General features: G+C 29.9%; 19 protein-coding genes. 16 read left to right on the top strand and 3 right to left on the bottom strand.

The features are described from left to right. Positions 1-78: 78 nt before the first annotated feature. The 3 genes from Q1A46_RS14010 (at position 79) to Q1A46_RS14020 (ending at position 2,458) form a co-directional block, all read left to right on the top strand. A complete protein-coding gene (locus Q1A46_RS14010; protein WP_299679896.1) occupies positions 79-837 on the top strand; it encodes a hypothetical protein in 759 nt (252 codons plus the stop codon). Between the two features lie 126 nt (positions 838-963). Next, positions 964-1,890 (top strand): malate dehydrogenase, encoded by a 927-nt coding sequence (gene mdh / locus Q1A46_RS14015; protein ID WP_095073642.1) that lies wholly within the window; start codon positions 964-966, stop codon positions 1,888-1,890. Between the two features lie 82 nt (positions 1,891-1,972). Then, a complete protein-coding gene (locus tag Q1A46_RS14020) occupies positions 1,973-2,458 on the top strand; it encodes a GNAT family N-acetyltransferase (RefSeq protein WP_299679901.1) in 486 nt (161 codons plus the stop codon). A 130-nt stretch (positions 2,459-2,588) separates the two neighbouring features. On the opposite strand, the gene Q1A46_RS14025 is transcribed toward Q1A46_RS14020, so the two are convergent. From Q1A46_RS14025 to Q1A46_RS14035, 3 genes are read right to left on the bottom strand one after another with little or no spacing between them, the layout of a single operon-like run. Continuing rightward, entirely contained in the window at positions 2,589-3,341 is a 753-nt protein-coding gene (locus Q1A46_RS14025) for a glycosyltransferase family 2 protein (protein ID WP_306420531.1), read from the bottom strand. Continuing rightward, positions 3,325-4,422, bottom strand: coding sequence for a glycosyltransferase (locus Q1A46_RS14030; protein WP_299679903.1), 1,098 nt, complete (start codon positions 4,420-4,422; stop codon positions 3,325-3,327). Before Q1A46_RS14030 ends, Q1A46_RS14025 begins: the two co-directional genes overlap by 17 nt. 3 nt (positions 4,423-4,425) lie before the next feature. Beyond that, the gene (locus Q1A46_RS14035; RefSeq protein WP_299679905.1) at positions 4,426-5,148 is read right to left on the bottom strand and encodes a cell division ATP-binding protein FtsE; all 723 of its coding nucleotides are present in this window, start codon (positions 5,146-5,148) and stop codon (positions 4,426-4,428) included. 134 nt (positions 5,149-5,282) lie between these two features. On the opposite strand from Q1A46_RS14035, the gene Q1A46_RS14040 reads away from it, so the two are divergent. From Q1A46_RS14040 to Q1A46_RS14100, 13 genes are all read left to right on the top strand, one after another. Beyond that, positions 5,283-8,288, top strand: coding sequence for a tetratricopeptide repeat protein (locus Q1A46_RS14040; protein ID WP_299679907.1), 3,006 nt, complete (start codon positions 5,283-5,285; stop codon positions 8,286-8,288). 13 nt (positions 8,289-8,301) lie between these two features. Further along, the gene (locus tag Q1A46_RS14045; protein WP_299679910.1) at positions 8,302-10,080 is read left to right on the top strand and encodes a hypothetical protein; all 1,779 of its coding nucleotides are present in this window, start codon (positions 8,302-8,304) and stop codon (positions 10,078-10,080) included. 87 nt (positions 10,081-10,167) lie between these two features. Next, entirely contained in the window at positions 10,168-11,310 is a 1,143-nt protein-coding gene (locus tag Q1A46_RS14050; protein ID WP_299679913.1) for a hypothetical protein, read from the top strand. A 103-nt stretch (positions 11,311-11,413) separates the two neighbouring features. After that, positions 11,414-12,925, top strand: a complete 1,512-nt coding sequence (locus Q1A46_RS14055) for a sodium:alanine symporter family protein (RefSeq protein ID WP_299679916.1) — start codon at positions 11,414-11,416, stop codon at positions 12,923-12,925. Between the two features lie 84 nt (positions 12,926-13,009). After that, positions 13,010-14,458, top strand: a complete 1,449-nt coding sequence (locus Q1A46_RS14060) for a M20/M25/M40 family metallo-hydrolase (protein ID WP_299679919.1) — start codon at positions 13,010-13,012, stop codon at positions 14,456-14,458. A gap of 1 nt (position 14,459) precedes the next feature. Beyond that, positions 14,460-14,825 carry a hypothetical protein gene (locus Q1A46_RS14065; RefSeq protein ID WP_299679922.1) on the top strand — a complete coding sequence of 122 codons (366 nt, stop codon included), beginning with the start codon at positions 14,460-14,462 and terminating at the stop codon, positions 14,823-14,825. A 5-nt stretch (positions 14,826-14,830) separates the two neighbouring features. Next, positions 14,831-16,444 carry an amidohydrolase gene (locus Q1A46_RS14070; RefSeq protein WP_299679925.1) on the top strand — a complete coding sequence of 538 codons (1,614 nt, stop codon included), beginning with the start codon at positions 14,831-14,833 and terminating at the stop codon, positions 16,442-16,444. Between the two features lie 190 nt (positions 16,445-16,634). Continuing rightward, positions 16,635-17,114, top strand: a complete 480-nt coding sequence (locus Q1A46_RS14075) for a hypothetical protein (RefSeq protein ID WP_299679928.1) — start codon at positions 16,635-16,637, stop codon at positions 17,112-17,114. A gap of 243 nt (positions 17,115-17,357) precedes the next feature. Beyond that, positions 17,358-17,897, top strand: coding sequence for a sigma-70 family RNA polymerase sigma factor (locus Q1A46_RS14080; RefSeq protein WP_299679931.1), 540 nt, complete (start codon positions 17,358-17,360; stop codon positions 17,895-17,897). Continuing rightward, complete coding sequence (locus Q1A46_RS14085) at positions 17,897-18,481, top strand: Crp/Fnr family transcriptional regulator (protein WP_299679934.1); 585 nt, start codon at positions 17,897-17,899, stop codon at positions 18,479-18,481. The genes Q1A46_RS14080 and Q1A46_RS14085 overlap by 1 nt, the downstream gene beginning before the upstream one ends. 70 nt (positions 18,482-18,551) lie before the next feature. Further along, a complete protein-coding gene (locus tag Q1A46_RS14090) occupies positions 18,552-19,226 on the top strand; it encodes a type 1 glutamine amidotransferase domain-containing protein (protein WP_299679937.1) in 675 nt (224 codons plus the stop codon). Between the two features lie 428 nt (positions 19,227-19,654). Then, positions 19,655-20,248, top strand: coding sequence for a Crp/Fnr family transcriptional regulator (locus Q1A46_RS14095; RefSeq protein WP_299679940.1), 594 nt, complete (start codon positions 19,655-19,657; stop codon positions 20,246-20,248). A gap of 92 nt (positions 20,249-20,340) precedes the next feature. Next, complete coding sequence (locus tag Q1A46_RS14100) at positions 20,341-20,922, top strand: YceI family protein (RefSeq protein ID WP_299679943.1); 582 nt, start codon at positions 20,341-20,343, stop codon at positions 20,920-20,922. The last annotated feature ends 21 nt before the right edge of the window (positions 20,923-20,943 follow it).

Below are 20,943 nucleotides of genomic sequence, written 5' to 3' on the forward strand. Positions count from 1 at the left end.
TAAAAGCCTAGGGAAACCCTAGGCTTTTTGTTATTCAATTATTTAGTTAACTTAGCATCGAATAACATAAAATCAATTATGAAGACAAAATTTTTATTAATTACATTATCATTAATTACTTTTTTAGGGTACAGCCAAGAAGAGAAAAAAGATAAAAAAGAAGGTAACGGAAAAGATTTATTTGATAAAGTCTACAATCGCTATTCAGGGAAGAAAAAATCTATTGTTGTTCTTAAAGATGGAACTAGAATAGAAGGGTTTAAGAAAGATGTAGATAGAAAGAAAGGACAGATTTATTATATTAAATTAAAAGAAGAAAAATCAGGAAAAAAAATAAAGTTAGATTCTGATGAAATTAAAGAAATGTATCTTTATCCAAGTGGATTCGAAAAATTCACAAAATCTTGGAGACATGTATATGATGTTCGTCAATGGGAAAGATCAGATATGGATAATGATGTAATCAACCAGGGATATATTTATTTCAAGAATCAAAAAGTATCATTAAAAAACAGAAAGAAGGAGAAAGAATATATGATGCAATTAATAAATCCAACTTTTAGTAAGTATATAGAAGTTTTTGGAGATCCAAATGCTAAAGAAACTACTAAATTAGGTGCTTTTGGTTTTAACGTTGCAGGTGGTTTAGCTAAATCTTATTATGTGAAAAAAGATGGTAAAATCTTTTGGTTACGTAAGAAAGATTTAGATGATAAATACGAAGAGTTATTTGGTGATTGTAAAGAGTTCATGGAGAAAAATCCAGTTAAGAAGATAAAGTGGCGTTATTTTAGTCAATATGTATTAGACTATACAAAAATGAAAGCTAAAGAATAATACTCTAAAATAAATTATAAAAACAAAAACTCATGGTCATTTCCATGAGTTTTTGCTTTTATTTCATTTCGTAAATAGCTATTTTTGCTCATCTTAGATTATTAATTTTCAATAAAAATATATAAAATGAAAGTAACAGTTGTTGGAGCAGGTGCCGTAGGTGCAAGTTGTGCTGAGTACATTGCGATTAAAAATTTCGCTTCAGAAGTAGTATTAGTAGATATTAAAGAAGGTTTTGCTGAAGGTAAAGCAATGGACTTAATGCAAACTGCTTCTTTAAACGGATTCGATACTAAAATCGTAGGAACTACAGGAGATTACAGCAAAACTGCAGGTTCAGACATCTGTGTTATTACTTCTGGTATCGCTCGTAAGCCAGGAATGTCTCGTGATGAATTATTAGGAATTAACGCTGGTATTGTAAAATCAGTTTCTTCTAGTTTAATTGAGCATTCTCCAAATACAATTATCATCGTAGTATCTAATCCAATGGATACTATGACATATTTAGTTCATAAAACTACTGGATTACCAAAGAATAGAATTATTGGTATGGGAGGAGCTTTAGATTCTGCTCGTTTCAAGTACAGATTAGCTGAAGCTTTAGAAGCACCAATTTCTGATGTAGACGGAATGGTAATTGGAGGTCACTCTGATAAAGGTATGGTTCCATTAACTCGTTTGGCTACTCGTAACTCTGTTCCAGTTTCTGAATTCTTATCAGAAGAAAGATTAGAGCAAGTAAAGCAAGATACTAAAGTTGGTGGTGCTACATTAACTGGATTATTAGGTACTTCTGCTTGGTATGCTCCAGGTGCTGCTGTATCAGGTTTAGTTCAAGCAATTGCTTGTGATCAAAAGAAGATTTATCCATGTTCTGCTTTATTAGATGGAGAGTACGGTTTATCTGATTTATGTATCGGAGTTCCTGTAGTGTTAGGAAGAAATGGTATCGAAAGTATAGTAGAAATTAACTTAAGTGATGCTGAAAAAGAACACTTAGCTGCTTCTGCTGATGCTGTAAAAACAAATAATGCAAACTTAGAATTATAATAAATTTTAAGTGGACAATATTAAAAAGCAATCTCATTTGAGATTGCTTTTTTGTTTTATCTTAGTAATAAAATTTTCGAAAGTGAGTGTAATTTATAGAAAAGTAAAGTTAGAAGACAATCCATTCTTAGCAAAGGTAATTCGCAATACAATTGAAGAGTTCGATGCACCAAGAACAGGAACTGTGTATTCAGATGAGTCTACAGATAATTTGTTTGAATTGTTCAATATCCCAAAAGCAATTTTATGGGTTGCAGAACTAGATGGAAAAGCTGTAGGTTGTTGTGGTATTTATCCTACAGATGGTTTAGAAGAAGGAGTTTGTGAATTGGTAAAGTTTTATATTTCTACTTCTGTTAGAGGAAAAGGTATAGGTAAAGAATTAATGTTGAAAAGTATTGATTCTGCCAAAGAATTAGGGTATACAAATGTTTATTTAGAAAGTTTGCCACATTTTTCTAAGGCAATAGCTATGTATGAAGAATCTGGATTTAAAACTTTAGATACACAATTAGGGAATTCTGGACATTCAAGTTGTAATGTTTGGATGTTAAAAGAACTGAAGTAAGTAACTATAAATGTGAAAGAAATGTTAAAGTCAAAAAGGTTTTGTAAGAAGGTAGATAAAGCTCCGTCTACATTGCCAGAGACGTATTTAAAGTTTCTTTTTCATAGTTTTTCATAGCAATTTCCCGCTTCTACTTTGAAGCGGGTTTTTTATTTAATTTTCTGAACAGATATTTAGACATTCCTAAAATCCAGAAAAAAATAATAAATAAAGTATTTGAGTTTTTGATTTTTAAACGAATATCTTCTCTGTATAAATTCCAATCATAGTTTTTTGAAATTCCTTCAGCGCCACATATAGCTATAGTTTCATTGATTTTTATGTGATTAATCTTTTTATTGTACAGATACAAGTTGAAATGATAATCTGATAAAACCTTAAACGAAGTGTCGTATTTTCGTGTTTTAAATAATATCTTTTTATAGAATACAGATTGATGGTGTAATGTGTTTTTGATCCATAATTTACTAGAAAAACTAGAGTTAAAATTTTGATTTCCATCATAGGTAACATTACCAATAATTAATTTCACATCATCAAAATTTTTTGAATAAAATATTGAAAATAAAGTAAGGTTAGAGAACAGTTTGTCATCAGCTCCCATAAAATATAACCATTCTCCATGTGCTAAATCAATTCCTTTATTCATGGCATCATAAATACCATTGTCTTTTTCTGATATAAATTTAAACTTTGACGGTAATGTCTTTAAAAAATCTATTGTCCCATCTGTGGAAGCCCCATCAATTATCCAAACTTCAAATTCTGTATAGCGCTGAATTTGTAGGCTAAATATACATTGCTTTAACTTTTCTAAGTTATTAAATGTAGGAATGATTATGGAAACTTTAGTTTTTATAATGTAACTAATTAAAGTATGAATCTAATTTCAATTGTTCTTTTTCCCAACACAATTCTTCTTTTGCTATTCTTTGATTTTGCTTTATTTCATTAATTAATGTTTTGTCATTAAGAATAGAAGAAACAGCTTTAGCAATAGCTTCAGGTTGATAGGAATCTACGGCAATACCAACATTGTATGTGCTAACAATATTGTTAATTTCAGGTAGATTACCAGAAATTAATGGCAATTCAGCATGAATATAATCAAATAATTTGTTAGGTAAAGAAAACTCGAAGCTCTTACCAAGAGGTTCTTCTAATACCATACCAAGATCTGCTAGTTTTGTATAGTTTGGTAGTTTTTCGTGAGCAACTCTACCTAAAAAATGAACTCTTGATTCTAGATTTTCTAATTGAACAAAATCTTTTAATTCTTGTTCTACTTTCCCATAGCCAATAATAACTAAATCAATACCTGAAAGTAAATGTAGAGCCTTAATCATGGGTTTAATTCCTCTTCCGGGATTTAATACACCTTGATATAAAATCACTTTATTTTTTGTAGGAAAGCTTACTTTTTCTTCAATAATTTCTCTGTGAAGTCGAGGTAAGTTTCGAATTAGTCCCATATGATTGTTATGTCGATCATTGTAAAACTTAACAATAGATTGACTAACAGTGTAAGATTTTCTAATTCTTGGTAAGAAAAAGTATTCTAATTTCCGCCAAAACCCTTGTACAAATTTACGTCCTTGTAATTCAGGACCTTCAGAAAATAATTCATGACTATCATATACTAATTGTGTATTTCGCTTTATAGAGCTTGCGAAAAAGCAAGCAGGTAATGTATCTAAATCATTAGATAAGATGTAAGTGTATTTACGAAAAAGTAAATAGAAAAATAATCGAACATTATATTCAGCGTAAAAAAGAAAATTATTGTTAAACCAGTGTTTTTTTCGAACTATTTTATAAGGTCGATCAATTTCAATAGTATTGGGTAAAACTCTACCATATACCAAAACGTCAAAGTTGTTTTTTAAAAGATAAGTACAAACTTTATGAACTCTTTGATCTGTAGAAATATCATTAGTAACAGCAACAAAAATCTTTTTCTTCAATAACTAAGTGTTTTCGTTTTCTTTTTTATCCTGGTTTTTTGTAGGCGGAGTCTGTTGAACAACTTCAAATAGTTTTCCACCTTCACATTTTACCGTTTTTTGCTTAAATTTTACAATTAACTGATAATCATGAGTGGCCATAAAAATAGTTTTTCCACTTTTATGAATCTCATTTAAAAGTTCCATTACTTCTAAAGAGGTTCTTGGATCTAAATTACCAGTTGGCTCATCTGCTAAAATTAATTCAGGATCATTAAGTAAGGCTCTAGCTATGGCCACACGTTGCTGTTCACCACCAGAAAGTTCGAAAGTTTTTTTGTAGTATTTTTCTTTCATACCAACTTTGTCCAGAACTTCGTAAATTTTCTCTTTACGTTCGTTTTTATCTTTCCAGCCTGTAGCTTTCAAAACAAATTCAAGATTATCAAAAACATTACGGTCATTTAATAACTTAAAATCTTGAAAAACAATTCCTAGTTTTCTTCTTAAGAAAGGAATGTCTTTTTCTTTCATTTTCTTTAAATCAAAACCAACAATGCTACCTAAACCACGTTGTAGTCTAAGATCTCCGTATAATGTTTTTAATAAACTACTTTTTCCACTACCAGTTTTACCAATCAAATAGTAAAAATCACCTTTATTTAAAGTGAAATTAATTTTCGATAAAACTAGAATGTCTCTTTGGTAGATATCTGCATTTTCTAAATGCAGTATTGGCTCTTGCATAAAAAGAAAGTTTTTACAAATCTATTATTTATTATCAATTTAAACCACTTTTTTTATTTTTGGCGATTATTGATCAAACAAAACAAAAAAAATAGCGTTATCTTACAGGGAACGATACAAAGATAAATTCTAAAATGAAATATAAATATTTATTTATAACACTTTGTTACTTTTTAAGTTTTTTAAATGTTGAAGGGCAAAATACTGAAGTTCAAACTAATATTGATGCGAGGTTTCACAGAGCGATAACTTTGTATAACAATAAAGCGTATTCAGGGGCACAAAGAGTATTCAAAGAAGTATCAGAAAATACAGCGAAACACAATCTACAAACCGATGCAGATTTTTATGATGCCATGTGCGCAATTAAGTTAAATCAGACAGATGCAGATAAAAAAGTACTCGATTTTGTAAAAAAACATCCTTATAGTAGTAAAAAGGAGAAAGCTTTTTTAAATGTTGGAAATTATTATTTCGCAAACAGAAAAGCTTCACATTCTTTAAAATGGTATTCTAAAGTAAATCCTGCTTTATTAAATGTTGAAGAGAATAAAGAACTGAATTATAAAATGGGATACGCACTTTTAGTTTCTAACTATTTTGAAGATGCTAAAAAGAAGTTTGCAAAGTTATTGGGAGATCCTAGATATGGAAATGATTCAAGATATTTTTACGGATATATAGCGTATAGACAAGAAAACTACGGAGAGGCTGAAGATAATTTACAACAATTATCAGATAATGAAACCTATAAATCTGAAGCGAATTACTATCTGTTAGATATGGCTTTTAAAAGCGGAAAGTTTGATAAAGCAGCTCAAATTGGAGAAAAGATTTTTCCAAAAGCTAAGGAAAAGCAAAAATCAGATATCAGTAAAATTATCGGAGAAAGTTATTTCAATTTAGAAAAATATGATAAAGCTGTTCCTTATTTGAATCAATATGAAGGAAAAAAAGGGAAATGGACAAATACTGATTATTATTATTTAGGATATTCTTACTATAAATTAGAAGATTACGAAAGTGCAATCGGCCAGTTTAATAAAATTATAAACGGTCAAAATAGTGTTGCTCAGAGTGCTTATTATCATTTAGGAGAATGTTATTTAAAAGCAGGAAAGAAGAATGAAGCTTTAAATGCATTTAAAAATGCAAGTGAAATGAATTTCAATCCTGTAATTACTGCAGATGCTGATTTTAATTATGCAAAATTAAGTTACGAAGAAGGTAACCCGTATAAAAGTGTTCCAGATGTCTTAAAAGCATATTTAGCAAAATACCCACAATCACCAAATTCAAAAGAAATTTCAGGATTATTAATTACTTCTTACTTAAATCAGAAAGATTATCAAGGTGCTATAGACTATTTAAGAGCAAATCAAAATCCAGATAATGATGCTTTAGCAAACGAGGTTTCATTATACAGAGGAATCCAATTGTTTAACGAACAAAAGCTAAAAAAATCATTACCACATTTTTTAATTGCTACAGATGCGGTAAATGATACAATTAAAAATAAAGGTCATTATTGGTTAGGTGAAACAAATTATCTGTTAGGTAATTACGATAACGCTGTTGCATCTTTTTCTAAAATTGAAAGTTCAAATTTTGAAGAAGCTAAATACTTAAATTATAATATGGCTTATGCTTTTTTTAAGCAAAAGGACTATGATAATGCTACAACGTACTTTGAAGAATTTTTGAAAGAAAATATTGATGAAAATGATCTAAATGATGATGCATCAAATCGTTTGGGAGATTCTTATTATGCTACGAAACGCTATGGAAAAGCAATGCAAGCGTATGATAAGGTAATCCAAGAAGGAGGCGCAGGATCAGATTATGCTCAATATCAAAAAGCAATGAGTGATGGTTTAATTGGAGATAGTAGCGAGAAAATAAATGATTTAAAAAAGTTGATTAAAGATTATCCAACTTCAAATTTAAAAGATGATGCATTTTATCAATTAGGAATTACATATACTTCAAAAGGAAATGCAAATCAAGCTAAAAAGGCATACAATCAATTGTTAGAAGAGCATAGTCAAAGTGGTTATGTACCAACAGTATTATTACGCCAAGGATTATTAGAGTACAATAAAGGAAATAATAGAGACGCACTTGTTAAGTTTAAAGAAGTAGTTGCAAAATTCCCTAATTCTAATGAAGCTAAACAAGCGGTTGCTAGTGCGAGAAATGTTTATGTAGATACAGGAAAGGTAAATGAATATGCGACTTGGGTAAAAACTATCGATTTTGTAAATGTATCTAATAGTGATATAGACAACACAACTTATGAAGCTGCAGAAAATAAATTTTTAGAAAATGATAAAGTAAGGGCAATTAGCGGATTTAAAACATATTTGCGAGATTTTCCTAACGGAATTCATGCTTTAAAAGCAAACTTCTATCTAGGTCAATTATACTTTAACGGAACAAAAAAACAAACAGCTGTTCCACATTATACTTATGTGATTAAAGCTGGGGTTAATGAGTTTTCAGAAGAAGCTTTAGCTAAACTAAGTCAATTATATTTAGAGAAAGAGAATTGGAAAAAAGCAATTCCATTGTTAGAGCGCTTAGAACAAGAAGGTAATATTGATCAGAATTTAATTTTCGCTCAAAGTAATTTAATGAAAGGATATTATGATAGAAAAGATTATGAGAAGGCAGTTACTTATGCAGAGAAAGTATTAACCAATGGTAAAATAGATCAGGTTGTTGGTGAAGATGCGCAAATTATTTTAGCACGTTCTGCAATTGAAACAAATGACTTTACAACAGCTCAAGATTATTATAGTGCTTTAGATAATACAGCTACAGGAGAACTTAAAGCCGAAACATTATATTATAAAGCATTCTTTTTACATGAAGATAAAGCTTATGAAAGTTCAAATGAAGAAATTCAAAATTTAATAGCTAATTACTCTAAATATCAATATTGGGGAGTAAAAAGTTACATTATAATGGCAAAGAACTATTATAAACTAAAAGATGCTTACCAAGCTACATATATCTTAGATAATATCGTGAAAAATTTTACTCAGTTTAAAGATCTTAATGAAGAAGCTAAAAACGAACTTAATAAAATTAAGAGTAAAGAAGCGAAAACAAATGAATCAATTAACTCTAAACAATAAAAGTTAAAAGAGAATGAAAAGAGGAATAGTAGTCACTATAGCAATGTTTGTAGTAAGCTTTAGTATAGCTCAAAATAAACCAAAGACAGAGAAATCTAAAGATTCAATTATAAAAACAGAAGTAGTAGAGGTAGTAACTTCTTATGCACCAAAAGTTACAGATGCTTTTAAAATTAAAAAGAAACCTGTAATTAAATTATCAGATAAAGCTAAACGTAAATCTTTAGAATATAAGATTCAACCAGTTTCAGTAGCGTCTAAATTTAAACCTAAGAGTGGTGTTTTAAAAGGAATTGATGTTGGTGAACGCGAGCGTTTATTTGATAATTATTTTTCTTTAGGTTTCGGAAATAATTTAACTCCTTTTGTAGAAGCTTATTTTCAAAACACAAGTGCTTTTGAATATGAATATGGAGGTAAAATCAATTTTATTTCGTCTAAAGATCCTGTTCAAAACACAATATTAAACAGCAGTTATTATAATGCAAGTGTTGATTTATTTTTAAAGCAAGAAATGCGAAATTTCGACTGGAAAGTTGGTTTAAACGCTTATAGAAATAAATATAATTGGTATGGTTTACCTTCAGATATCGTCTTTTTAGATCCAACTATTGGTACTATAGAAGAAGAGCAATTATATAAATATTATAATTTAAAAGGATCTATTTATTTTCCATACAGTGCAACAGAAGAAGTAAATACATCGATAGGGTATTTTTCAGACGACCAAGATTCTGATGAGATTCATGCTGATGTAGATGCAAAGTTTGCTATTCCTTTAGGAAGATTCGGATTGAATTATGAGGATTTAGACCTAAGGACGTCTATAAACTTTATCATGGGAGGTTTTGATAGAGCATATTCAGATCCTCTTCAAAAAATAAACTATAGTTTCGCAACGGCTGGAATTCATCCTACTTATGCTTTTTCATTCAAAGATTTTGATATCAAATTAGGAGGAAAAGCATATTATTCTTTCGATTTGGAAAATACAGAAGGAAAGTTCTTTGCATATCCAGATGTAGAAGTAAATTATCCAATTATTCCTAGGTATGCTAATATTTACGCTGGAGCAAAAGGAGATTTAACTGTAAATTCTTATGAGAGTTTTTCTAGAGAAAACCCATATGTTTCTCCAACATTAAACATTCAGCAATCTAGTGAAGCTTTTGATGCTTTTGGTGGGTTCCGAGGAATTTTAAGTGGAAACTTAAACTACAATGTTAGAGCTAGTTTTAAGAAAGAAGAAAACAGAGCATTTTTTGTGTTAAATGAATCTGCTTCAAACGGAATTACAATAGGTTTTCCAAGTGGAATTTTATTCAGAGGATATAATTTTGGAAATTCATTCGACGTAATTTATGATGATATTACTACAGTTGGTTTCTTTGGAGAAGTAACTTATGATTTTTCTAGAAAATTAAACTTAGGTTTAAACGCAGAGTTCAATTCTTATAGTACAACAAATCAAGAAGAAGCTTGGAATTTACCACAAATTAAAGCTGATGTTTTTGCAAACTATAAAGTGAAGAAATGGTATGCAGGTGCAAATTTATATTTTGTTGGGAGTAGAAAAGGAGCTCAACGAAATGGCGCAGCATATACAGCAATAGATTTAGATGCCTATATCGATTTAAATCTTAATGGAGGTTATCATTTTAATGATTTATTTTCAGTTTTCTTACAAGCAAATAACATCACAAATAGTAGTTATCAAAGATTTACTAATTTCGATGCTCAAGGATTCCAAATTATTGGAGGATTCATTTGGAAGTTTGATGCGCTGTTTTAGGTAAACACTACTTTTTAAAATATAACAAAACACAACTATAATTTTTGGTTGTGTTTTTGTTTTGATAAAAAAACGTACCTTGAAAATATGTTAATTCATATTTCAAATTATATTACAGCAATTGTATGTTTAATTACTTTTTTTGTAATTCAGCGTGTTTATCGCAAAGAAAAATCTAAAAGTCAAACTTCTACTTCAGTAGAAGGTATTAAGTGGTTTGCTTTAGCTATTTTTTCTTGGGGAATTGGAGCTTTTTTGAACATAATGCTTATTGATTTCTTTAATCTATCCGCATCAAATAGTATCATAATTAGTATCGGAGTTTTTTTCTCACTGTTAAACTCATTATTTATATTATTATCAATTCCTTCAATTCAACATAATGAAAAAAGAAACATTGTAATTCGAATTATAGAACGTTTTACAAATAAAGAAGTATTTGTAATCTTCGGAGGTGTTTTGGTTATGATCGCTTCCGTTTTTCTGATTTCATTTTATACAAATACACAATCAAACTCAAGTAATAATGTCATTTGGCTAATCGATATTCCGATATCTATCGTGGTTGCATTTGCACTTTTACAAGAGTTGAATAAAGCATTTAAAAATAGAGGAATGCGTTTTATGGTATTACCAACTCTAGCTTTATTTTTATTAATTGTTGTTGCAGTTACACATCGTATTTTTCCCGAAGAAAGCATATCAAGTTGGATTGATACCAATATTTGGAGTGTTCTAGGTATAGTATCAAGTATTTCATTTAAGTTTTTATTCATACTCTTGTTTACGATCTTACTATATAGTTGGAAATTATTAGCTGAGAAAGAAGAAAAACAAACAGAATTACAAAATACAAAGCTCTTGCAAGAAGATTTAATTCTTGAGAATGAAAAGCTACAAATAGCGAATGAAAGTCATTTAAGCACAATAAAAAGTTTAAAATCAGAAATTTTAGCTGAGAAAAAGAAATTAAAAGAACTGCAATTAGCTTCTAAAGTAGAGTTATCTGATCGTCAAAAAGAAGTATTAGGAAATTTAGGAGTTTGTGGTGAAGAAAAATCATATACAGAAATTGCTGAGGCTATGAATATAAGTGTCGACGGATTTCAAACTCATATTTATCAAATCAAAAAAGTACTTAATATTTCAGGAGCAGGAGGAAAAGAACAATTAATTATTTATGCTAAAGATCACGAATTACTTGATTTTGCTACGATTCAGCATGATTAACCATATGCTTAATCATTCCTGCTTTTAAAAAGAGCATTGTGTAACCTTTACATGTTTTGTCTTTACAAACATTTTTGTGTGAAACATTTTAATCACACAAATTATGGCATTTCTCATTCAAGAAACACAAAGTTTAGATCAGCAAATCAATCAATCTTTTCATGAAGCGACGAGTTGGTTTACCGATGCAATCTTATATCAAATACCGATAACAAATACCATTTCCATTCCTTGGGTATTAATTATTCTTGTACTTGGTGCATTGTATTTTTCAATCTATTTCAAAGGAATAAATATCCGTAGCTTTTTAACTTCAGTAAATATTATCAGAGGAAAATATGATCATATTGATATTCCAAATCAAGAAGATATTAAAGAAACAGTGCGTGTTGAAGGTAATGGAGAAGTTTCGCATTTTCAGGCGTTAACAGCAGCTCTCTCAGCAACAGTGGGTTTAGGTAATATAGCTGGAGTTGCCATTGCTTTGTCTATCGGTGGAGCTGGAGCTACATTTTGGATGATTGTTATTGGATTACTCGGAATGGCGTCAAAATTTGTAGAATGTACTTTAGGTGTAAAATATAGAGAAATTGCAAAAGACGGAACTGTTTTTGGCGGACCGATGTATTATCTTAAAAAAGGTTTAGCACAATTAGGTTTTTCTAAACTAGGAAAGTTGTTGTCGATCTTATTCGCAGTAATGTGTGTTGGAGGTTCTTTTGGAGGAGGAAATATGTTTCAGGTAAATCAAGCATTTAAACTATTCGAATATGTTACTGGAGCAGAAGAAAGCTTTATTCATGGGAAAGGTTGGATTTTCGGATGTGTCATGGCCATTTTTGCGGGAATAGTAATTATTGGTGGAATTAAAAAAATAGCTAAAGTAACAGACAAAGTTGTGCCTGTTATGGTGGTCGTATATGTATTAGCTGTTATTGTAGTTTTATTGACTAATTTTTCTGAAATTCCTAATGCGATATCACAAATTATTAATGGAGCGTTTCATACTGAAGGAATCGCAGGTGGTTTTATTGGTGTAATGATTCAAGGTTTTCGTCGTGGTGCATTTTCAAATGAAGCTGGAATCGGATCTTCTTCTATAGCACATGCAGCGGTAAAAACAAATTATGCAGCCAGTGAAGGTTTAGTAGCTTTATTAGAACCTTTTATCGATACTGTAATTGTTTGTACCATGACAGCCCTAGCGTTAATTATAACAGGACAAATAACTGCTGGAAATGAAGTGTCTTTTGAACAAGGAGCAATTTTAACTTCTAAAGCTTTAGAAAGCAGTATTTCTTGGTTTCCGTATGTATTAACTATAGCTGTGATTTTATTTGCGTTTTCTTCTATGATTTCTTGGTCGTATTATGGTTATCAAGCTTGGACGTTTCTCTTCGGAAGAAATAAAACCATCGGAAATATTTACAAAGTTATCTTTTGCATATTTACAGTTGTTGGAGCAGCAGCTACTTTAAATGCCGTAACCGATTTTTCTGATGCTATGGTTTTTTCTATGATGGTTCCTAACATGATAGGTTTAGTAGTTTTAGCTCCACAAGTATTAAAAGAACTAAAAAAATATAAATTGAAGATTAAGGAAAATAAACATTAATCAAAAATATGTTTATAAGAACATGGAACTTACTATGAAAAAAAATAAAACCGTAATTTTAAACTCCATTAATTAAACCAAAACATGAAAAAAACTCTCATTTTTTTATTGGCAGCAACTGTAATTGGTAGCTGTAATACAGATAAAAAAGAAAAAGCTGATGAAACGAAAGCTGTTGCTATTGTAAATAAAGCAGAGCAAAAGAAAGACAGTGCTAATATTAAACATTTTTTTAATGCAGCATTAACTGAAGGAAAGTCATACGAATGGCTACGTGATTTAACTCAAAATATTGGAGGTCGTTTATCAGGTTCTCCACAAGCTGCTAAAGCTGTTGTTTGGGGTGAACAACTAATGAAAGACGTAGGTTTAGATTCTGTGTGGTTGCAACCTGTTATGGTGCCACATTGGGTTCGAGGAGAAAAAGAAGAAGCGTATTATACCGTAAACGGAAAGAAAAAAGATGTACCTGTTTGTGCTTTAGGTTTCTCAATTGCTACTCCTGCAACTGGAATTAAAGCTGAAGTTATTGAAGTGAAAAGTTTAAAAGAAGCTGAAGAGTTGGGTGACAAACTAAAAGGAAAAATAGTATTCTTTAATGGTGCTTTCGATGAAACTTTAATTAATACTTTTCAAGCTTACGGAGGTTGTGTCGGACAACGTTTTTCTGGAGCTAGAATTTGTGGACAGTTTGGTGCTAAAGGAGTAATTGTTCGTTCAATGACTAACGGAATTAACGATTATCCTCATACCGGAACAATGAGTTACGGAGAAATGCCAAAAGAACAATATATTCCTGCAGCAGCAATTAGTTCGAGAGCAGCAGAAAATTTAAGTGCAGATTTAAAAAAGAATCCAAGTTTACAGTTTTACTTCAAGCAAAGTTGCGAAACATTACCAGATGCGCCATCTCACAACGTTGTTGGTGAAATAAAAGGAAGTGAAAATCCAGAGAAAATTATTGTTGTTGGAGGACATTTAGATTCTTGGGATTTAGGTGAAGGTGCTCACGACGATGGAACAGGAGTTGTACAATCTTTAGAGGTAGCCTACTTATTAAAGAAGAATAATATAAAACCTAAAAATACAATTCGAATCGTATTCTTTATGAATGAAGAAAACGGAACTCGTGGTGCTAAAGAATATGCTAGATTAGCAAAATTGAATAAAGAAATTCATGTTGCTGGTTTAGAAAGTGATGCGGGCGGACACACTCCTAGAGGTTTTTCTATTGATGCAAATGCTGAAAATACAGCTTTGGTTCAAAGTTGGAAAACATTATTAGCTCCTTATGGTTTACACGATTTAATTAAAGGTGGAAGTGGAGCAGATATTTCTCCGTTAAAAGATGATCATGTTACTTTAGCAGGATACAGACCAGACAGTCAGCGTTATTTTGATTATCACCATACGTCTACAGATACTTTCGATAAAGTAAATAAAAGAGAATTAGAGTTAGGTAGCGCGTCTATGACAAGTTTAGTATACTTAATGGATAAATATTTGTATACAGACGAAAAAGTAAAACCATAATATGGAGCAGATGTTTTTGTATTCAAGGTTTCTTATGGCGGTAATGTTAATAGCTATAGGATTTCATCATTTTTATAAACCTAAATTTTATTATCCGATCATACCAGCTTTTTTTCCTAAGCTTTTTGTTACGTATGCTTCAGGAATAGTAGAACTAGTAATAGGATTAGGTTTGTGTATTCCAAATTATCAGAAATATGCAGCTTTAGGAATGGCCTTGCTTATGATTGCTTTTTTACCATTACACATTTGGGATATTACAAGAGAAAAACCAGCAATGAAAACAAAAAAAGGAGCTTACATTAGGCTTGTTATTCAATTTGTTTTGATAGCATGGGCATGGTTCTTATTCAAAAAACTAAACTAACTTAAATGAAAAAAATAATTCTATTATCAGCATTAGGATTCTTAGCATATTCTTGTCAACAAAAACAAAAGGTTGCTATTATTGTTAAAAATGCGAATGCTTATACCGTAAATGAAAATTTCGAAACTGTTGAAAGTTTTGCCATTCAAGATGGGAAATTTGTAGCGGTTGGATCGACGTCTGAAATTGAAAATAAATATGAAGGAGCTTCAGTTATTGATGCTGAAGGAAAAGCAGTATATCCAGGTTTTATAGATGGGCATTGTCACTTTTTTAGATTCGGATTGCAATTACAAAAAGTAGATGTTACAGGGACAGAAAGTTATGATGCTGTTTTAGAGAAATTGGTCGCTTTTCAGAAAGAAAAAAACCTTCCTTTTATCACAGGTAGAGGTTGGGATCAAAATGATTGGGAAGTAAAAAAGTTCCCTACTAAGGAGAAACTAGATCAACTTTTCCCAGATACTCCAGTAGCTATCACAAGAGTTGACGGACATGCAATGTTGGTAAATCAAAAAGCTTTAGATGTTTCAGGAATTACAAACGATTCTAAAGTTGAAGGAGGAGAGTTTATCAAAGAAGATGGAAAACTAACAGGAGTATTAATCGATAATGCAATGGATTTTGTAAAAGTTCCTGTGGCTTCTAAAGCAGAACAAATTCAGGCATTAAAAGATGCTGAGAAAATTAATTTTTCTTATGGATTAACAACTGTTGTTGATGCAGGTTTAGATCAAGAAACAATCGAACTAATCGATAGTTTACAGCAAGCTGATGATTTAAAAATTAGAATGTATGCCATGGTTTCTGCAACACAAAAGAATTTAGATTACTACATTAAAAAGGGAATTATTAAAACAGACCGTTTAAACGTTCGTTCTTTTAAAGTTTACGGAGACGGAGCTTTAGGTTCTCGTGGAGCTGCACTTAAAAAACCATATAGCGATCGTCATAATCATTTCGGAGCATTAATTTTTTCTCCTGAACGTTATAAGGAAATTGCCAAACAAATTGCTGATTCAGAATATCAAATGAATACACATGCAATTGGAGATTCAGCAAATTATTTAATGTTGAAAACGTATCAAGAAGTTTTAAAAGGTCAAACTGATAGGCGTTGGAGAATCGAACATGCACAAATTGTAGATCAACAAGATTTCGATTTGTTTAAAAATGTAATTCCATCTATTCAACCTACACACGCAACTTCAGATATGTACTGGGCAGCAGATCGAGTAGGAGAAGAAAGAATAAAAGGAGGTTATGCTTTTAAACAGCTGTTAAATGTTTATGGAAAAGTTGCTTTAGGTACCGATTATCCTGTAGAAAAAGTAAATCCGTTTTTGACTTTTTACGCTGCTGTTGCAAGAAAAGATTTAAATAATTATCCTGAGAACGGATATCAAATGGAAAATGCGTTAACCAGAGAAGAAACTTTAAAGGGAATGACAATTTGGAACGCCTATGCTAATTTTGAAGAAAATGAAAAAGGAAGTATAGAAGTAGGTAAAATGGCAGATTTCATCATCTTAGATCAAGATATTATGACTGTTGAAATTAATAAAGTTCCAAATACAAAAGTTTTAGAAACTTACTTAGCTGGACAAAAAGTAAAGTAATTTTACAAGTCAATAAAATAAAAGGATACTATTAGCGTTAGCAATTTGGCTGAAAACTATTTAAAGGGTAAAAACTTAAATTCTTTTGTCAGAAATAAAAATAGTTAACAGCTTAGTAGTAATTAAAATAGTTATAAAGGGTTATTTTTATATTCTGTAAGGAATTAAAAAATAACCCGTTTTTTATATTATGAAATCAATAAAACTAATAATTGTATTCTTTTGTGTCATATTTGTAGTAAATGCTCAAGAATCAGAAAAACAAGCATTGCAAAAACTTTCATTTTTAATAGGTGATTGGCAAGGAACTTCAATTTCTTACGGTAAAGATGGAGTTAAAAAAGTATCCGTAACAGAAAATGTTAGTTATTTAATGGATGGTAATTTAATTCAACTTAACGTGAAATCTCCATGGATTGCTTTACATACTATTGTCAGTTATAATCTTAAGGACAAAAATTATTACTATTATCCATTTACAAAAAACGGAAATAAACAAGGTTATAAAGGTGAAGTAGTAGATGGAAAGTTTATGGTATATTTTAATGAAAGCAGACGTTTAACATTTACAAAAACAGAAAATGGAGAATTTCATGAGTTTGGAGAGCGTTTAGTAAATGGTGTTTGGGAAAAGTACTTCGAAGATATTTTACAGCTTCAAGAAAAATAATTTTACAAGTTTGCATCTTTTTCACAAGAATAATGTCTATTGTATGAAGTTAAAAAATAGATATTATGATATACAAAGGAGAATGCACATGTAATTGTGATGGATGCAAAACAGGGAATTGTTCTAATTGTACATGTGATAACTGTACTTGTTCTAACTGTAATTGTTAATTAAAATAGTTTAAAACAGAGTTTCAATATGTAATTATTGAAACTCTGTTTTTAGTAAATTATCTTTGTAAATATGAATACTAATGAGGTTTGGACGAATTACAGTGAAGATTTAAAACGTTTTATTCTTAGTAAAGTAAAAGAAGAAGCAACATTGGAAGATATCTTGCAAGACGCTTTTATTAGAATTCATAGTAAATTATCCACATTAAAAGAGCCGTTAAAATTAAAGTCCTGGGTTTTTACAATTGTTAGAAATACAATGTACGATTACTTTAAATCTAAAGGTAAAACAATAACATTCGATAACATAGATATCGAGTTTGAAGAAGAAAGTAACGAGCATACAGAAAGAGATTGCTTGCCAGGAATAATTAAAAATTTACCTGAAAAATACAGAACTCCACTTTTATTATATGATATTAAAGGAGTAAAACAGCAAGAGATAGCAAAACAATTGAATTTACCTTTGCCTACAGTTAAATCTCAAATTCAAAGAGGAAGAAAATTAATAGCAAAAGGTTTTATGGATTGTTGTGGTTATACGATAAATGAAAATGGTAAATTAGTGGGCGAAATACAGGACAAAAAAGACTGTAAAGTGTGTAAATAATGTTATCGGAAACCATTGTAAATACTATTTTTAAAACTCTTGATTTAAAACAAACAGAAAAAGATAATATACTTTCTAAGTTGGTGTATGTTCAGGTGAAAAAAGGAGAGCTGTTGTTAACGCAAAATCATGATGTTAAAGATCAGTTTTTTGTGTTGAATGGTTGTTTAAGAACTTATCATCTTGATGATTCTGGAAAGGAGCATACATTACAGTTTGCTATTAAAGATTGGTGGATAAGTGATTATATAGCCTTATGGGCGAATAGAAAATCTGTTTTAAATGTTGCTTGTATTCAAGATGCAGAATTAGTAAAAATAAGCCAAAAAGATTTAGATCAACTTTTTTCTGAAGTCCCAAAATTAAATGCTTTTTTTCGATTAAAATTACAGAATGCTTTTGTTCGTCAAGAAAAAAGAATTTTAGCAAATCTTACAAAAACGGCAAAAGAAAGATATATAGACTTTTTAAAAGTATATCCAGATTTCGAAAAACATATTAAAAACTTCCATATCGCATCTTATTTAGGAATTACTACTGAAAGTTTAAGTAGAATACGAAAAGAAATTTCATTAAAAGTATAAATTACCATACATCAATTTTTATCTCTGAGTTAGATTTTAAATTTGTAATATAATTTATATCACTTAACTCATGAAAAAAGTATTATTTGTTTTAACTAGCCACGATAAGCTAGGAAATACAGAAGAAAAAACAGGTTTTTGGATAGAAGAATTTGCGAGCCCTTATTACTATTTAGCAGATAAAGAAGTTGAAATAACATTAGCTTCACCAAAAGGAGGTCAACCTCCAATTGACCCAAAAAGTGAATTGCCAGATTTTCAAACACCATCAACAGAACGTTTTAATAAAGATGAGCAACTTCAAAATAAATTAGCTAATACAAAAGTATTGAGTGAAGTAAAATCAGAAGATTTTGATGCTGTTTTTTATCCAGGAGGACATGGACCACTTTGGGATTTAGCAGAAGATAAAGATTCAGTTCGTTTAATTGAAAATTTCTATAATAGTAACAAGCCTGTAGGAGCAGTTTGTCACGCACCAGCTGTTTTGAAAAACACAACAGCTAATGGAGAATCTTTAGTTAAAGGAAAAAAAGTTACAGGTTTTAGTAATACAGAAGAAGAAGCTGTACAATTAACTGAAGTAGTTCCTTTTTTAGTAGAAAATATGTTACAAGAAAATGGAGGTGAATATTCTAAAGCAGAAGATTGGCATCCGTATGCAGTAGAAGACGGACATTTAATCACCGGACAAAATCCTGCGTCATCAGAATTAGTTGCAGAATTATTATTGAAGCAATTATAATAAGAGTTAAATAAAAAACCACTCAATTACTTGAGTGGTTTTTTTCTCCATGAAAAAGAAAAACTACTATTAAAAACTACGAAACAACATATAATATTTTATAGTTTGTTTTAAACAGTGTTTAATAAAAGTCTTATTACTGTTTTTAATGTCGTAAAGCATAACCTGCTGCTTTACCTAATTGCTTTAAATTCATTAAAATTATTTTTATTAAATCTCTCATAATCATTTATAATTAATTGGTTAATTATTCCTTTCATTACAAAAGTACATTCAAGATCTAAGTTGTTTTTGCTCAAAAGATTTAGATATTAACTCATTTGCAATTTTGAGTTAAAACTGGAGTCATTTCATTATAAATGTTACATTTGGGTATAAGTAAGGTTCTTTTTGTAGAACTATAAACTAGAATATTTATAAAAATAGTTTTGGAACACACATTAGCACTTATTCGTTATATCAATAAAATAGTTGAGCTAAATTCAAATGAAGAACAAATTATAATTGATGCTTTAATACATAGAAAATACTTAAAAGATCAATATATAGTTCAGCAAGGAGACGTTTGTAAATGCATCAATTTTATATTGAAAGGATGTACTAAAACATCTTACTTAGATTCCAATGGTCATGAGCATATTGTAATGTTTTCTATAGAAGATTGGTGGACTTCAGATATGGGGAGTTTTATAACCCAAACACCCGCAGATTATAATATTCAGTGTATTGAAAATACAGAGTTGCTACAATTGAACTACATTACAGTAGAAGAATTATTTAAAAAAGTTCCAAAGTTAGAACGTTGTTTTAGAAAAATAACAGAACGTGCTTTAGTAGCTTCTCAAAAGAGAATTATTACAAACTTCAGTGAAACTGCTAAAGAGAGGTATTTAATTTTTAAAGAGAATTATCCAGAAATAGAAAAGAGAGTTCCGCAATATTTATTAGCATCTTATTTAGGAATTACAAAAGAGTTTTTGAGTAGAATAAAAAGTCAACTAGCCAGAGAAACAAAAAGTTAAACTAGTTTAACATCATTTCATAAAATAGATCATTTTTACCTTCGTCTTTCTTGCAGAAATTTGTCGTATAATTTTTATTAAAAACAAATACGATGAAGAATTTATTCAAAAAAGGATTAGGAATTGCTTTAATAGCTCTGTTTACAGTTTCTTTCACAACGATTAAAAAAGAAAGAAAACAAATTAATATCAGTGAAAGTAATGTTGAGTGGAAAGCTTATAAAGTAACAGGTTCTCACAAAGGAATAGTGAATATTAAATCAGGATATTTAAGTTTTGATGATGGTAAATTGTCTGATGGATCAATAACGATTGACATGACAACTATCAATACTACAGATTTAACAGGAGAGTATAAAAACAAGTTAGATGGTCATTTAAAGTCAGGAGATTTCTTTAGTGTAGAAAAATACAATACTTCAACTTTAGATTTTACTAAAGTGAAGGTTAAAGGAAAGAATGCATATGAAGTAACAGGGAAATTAACTATTAAAGGAATTACGAAATCTGTGAAATTTTTAATTTCTATTTATGGAAATAAAGCTACAGCTTCATTAAAAGTTGATAGAACAAAATATGATATTAAATACGGTTCCTCTAGTTTCTTCGATAACTTAAAAGACAAAGCAATTTATGATGAATTCGATTTAGTTGCTGATTTACAATTGAAATAAAGAGATATAGTTTTACTTTAT

It is taken from the genome of uncultured Tenacibaculum sp. (genome assembly GCF_947502995.1).
GTDB lineage: Bacteria > Bacteroidota > Bacteroidia > Flavobacteriales > Flavobacteriaceae > Polaribacter.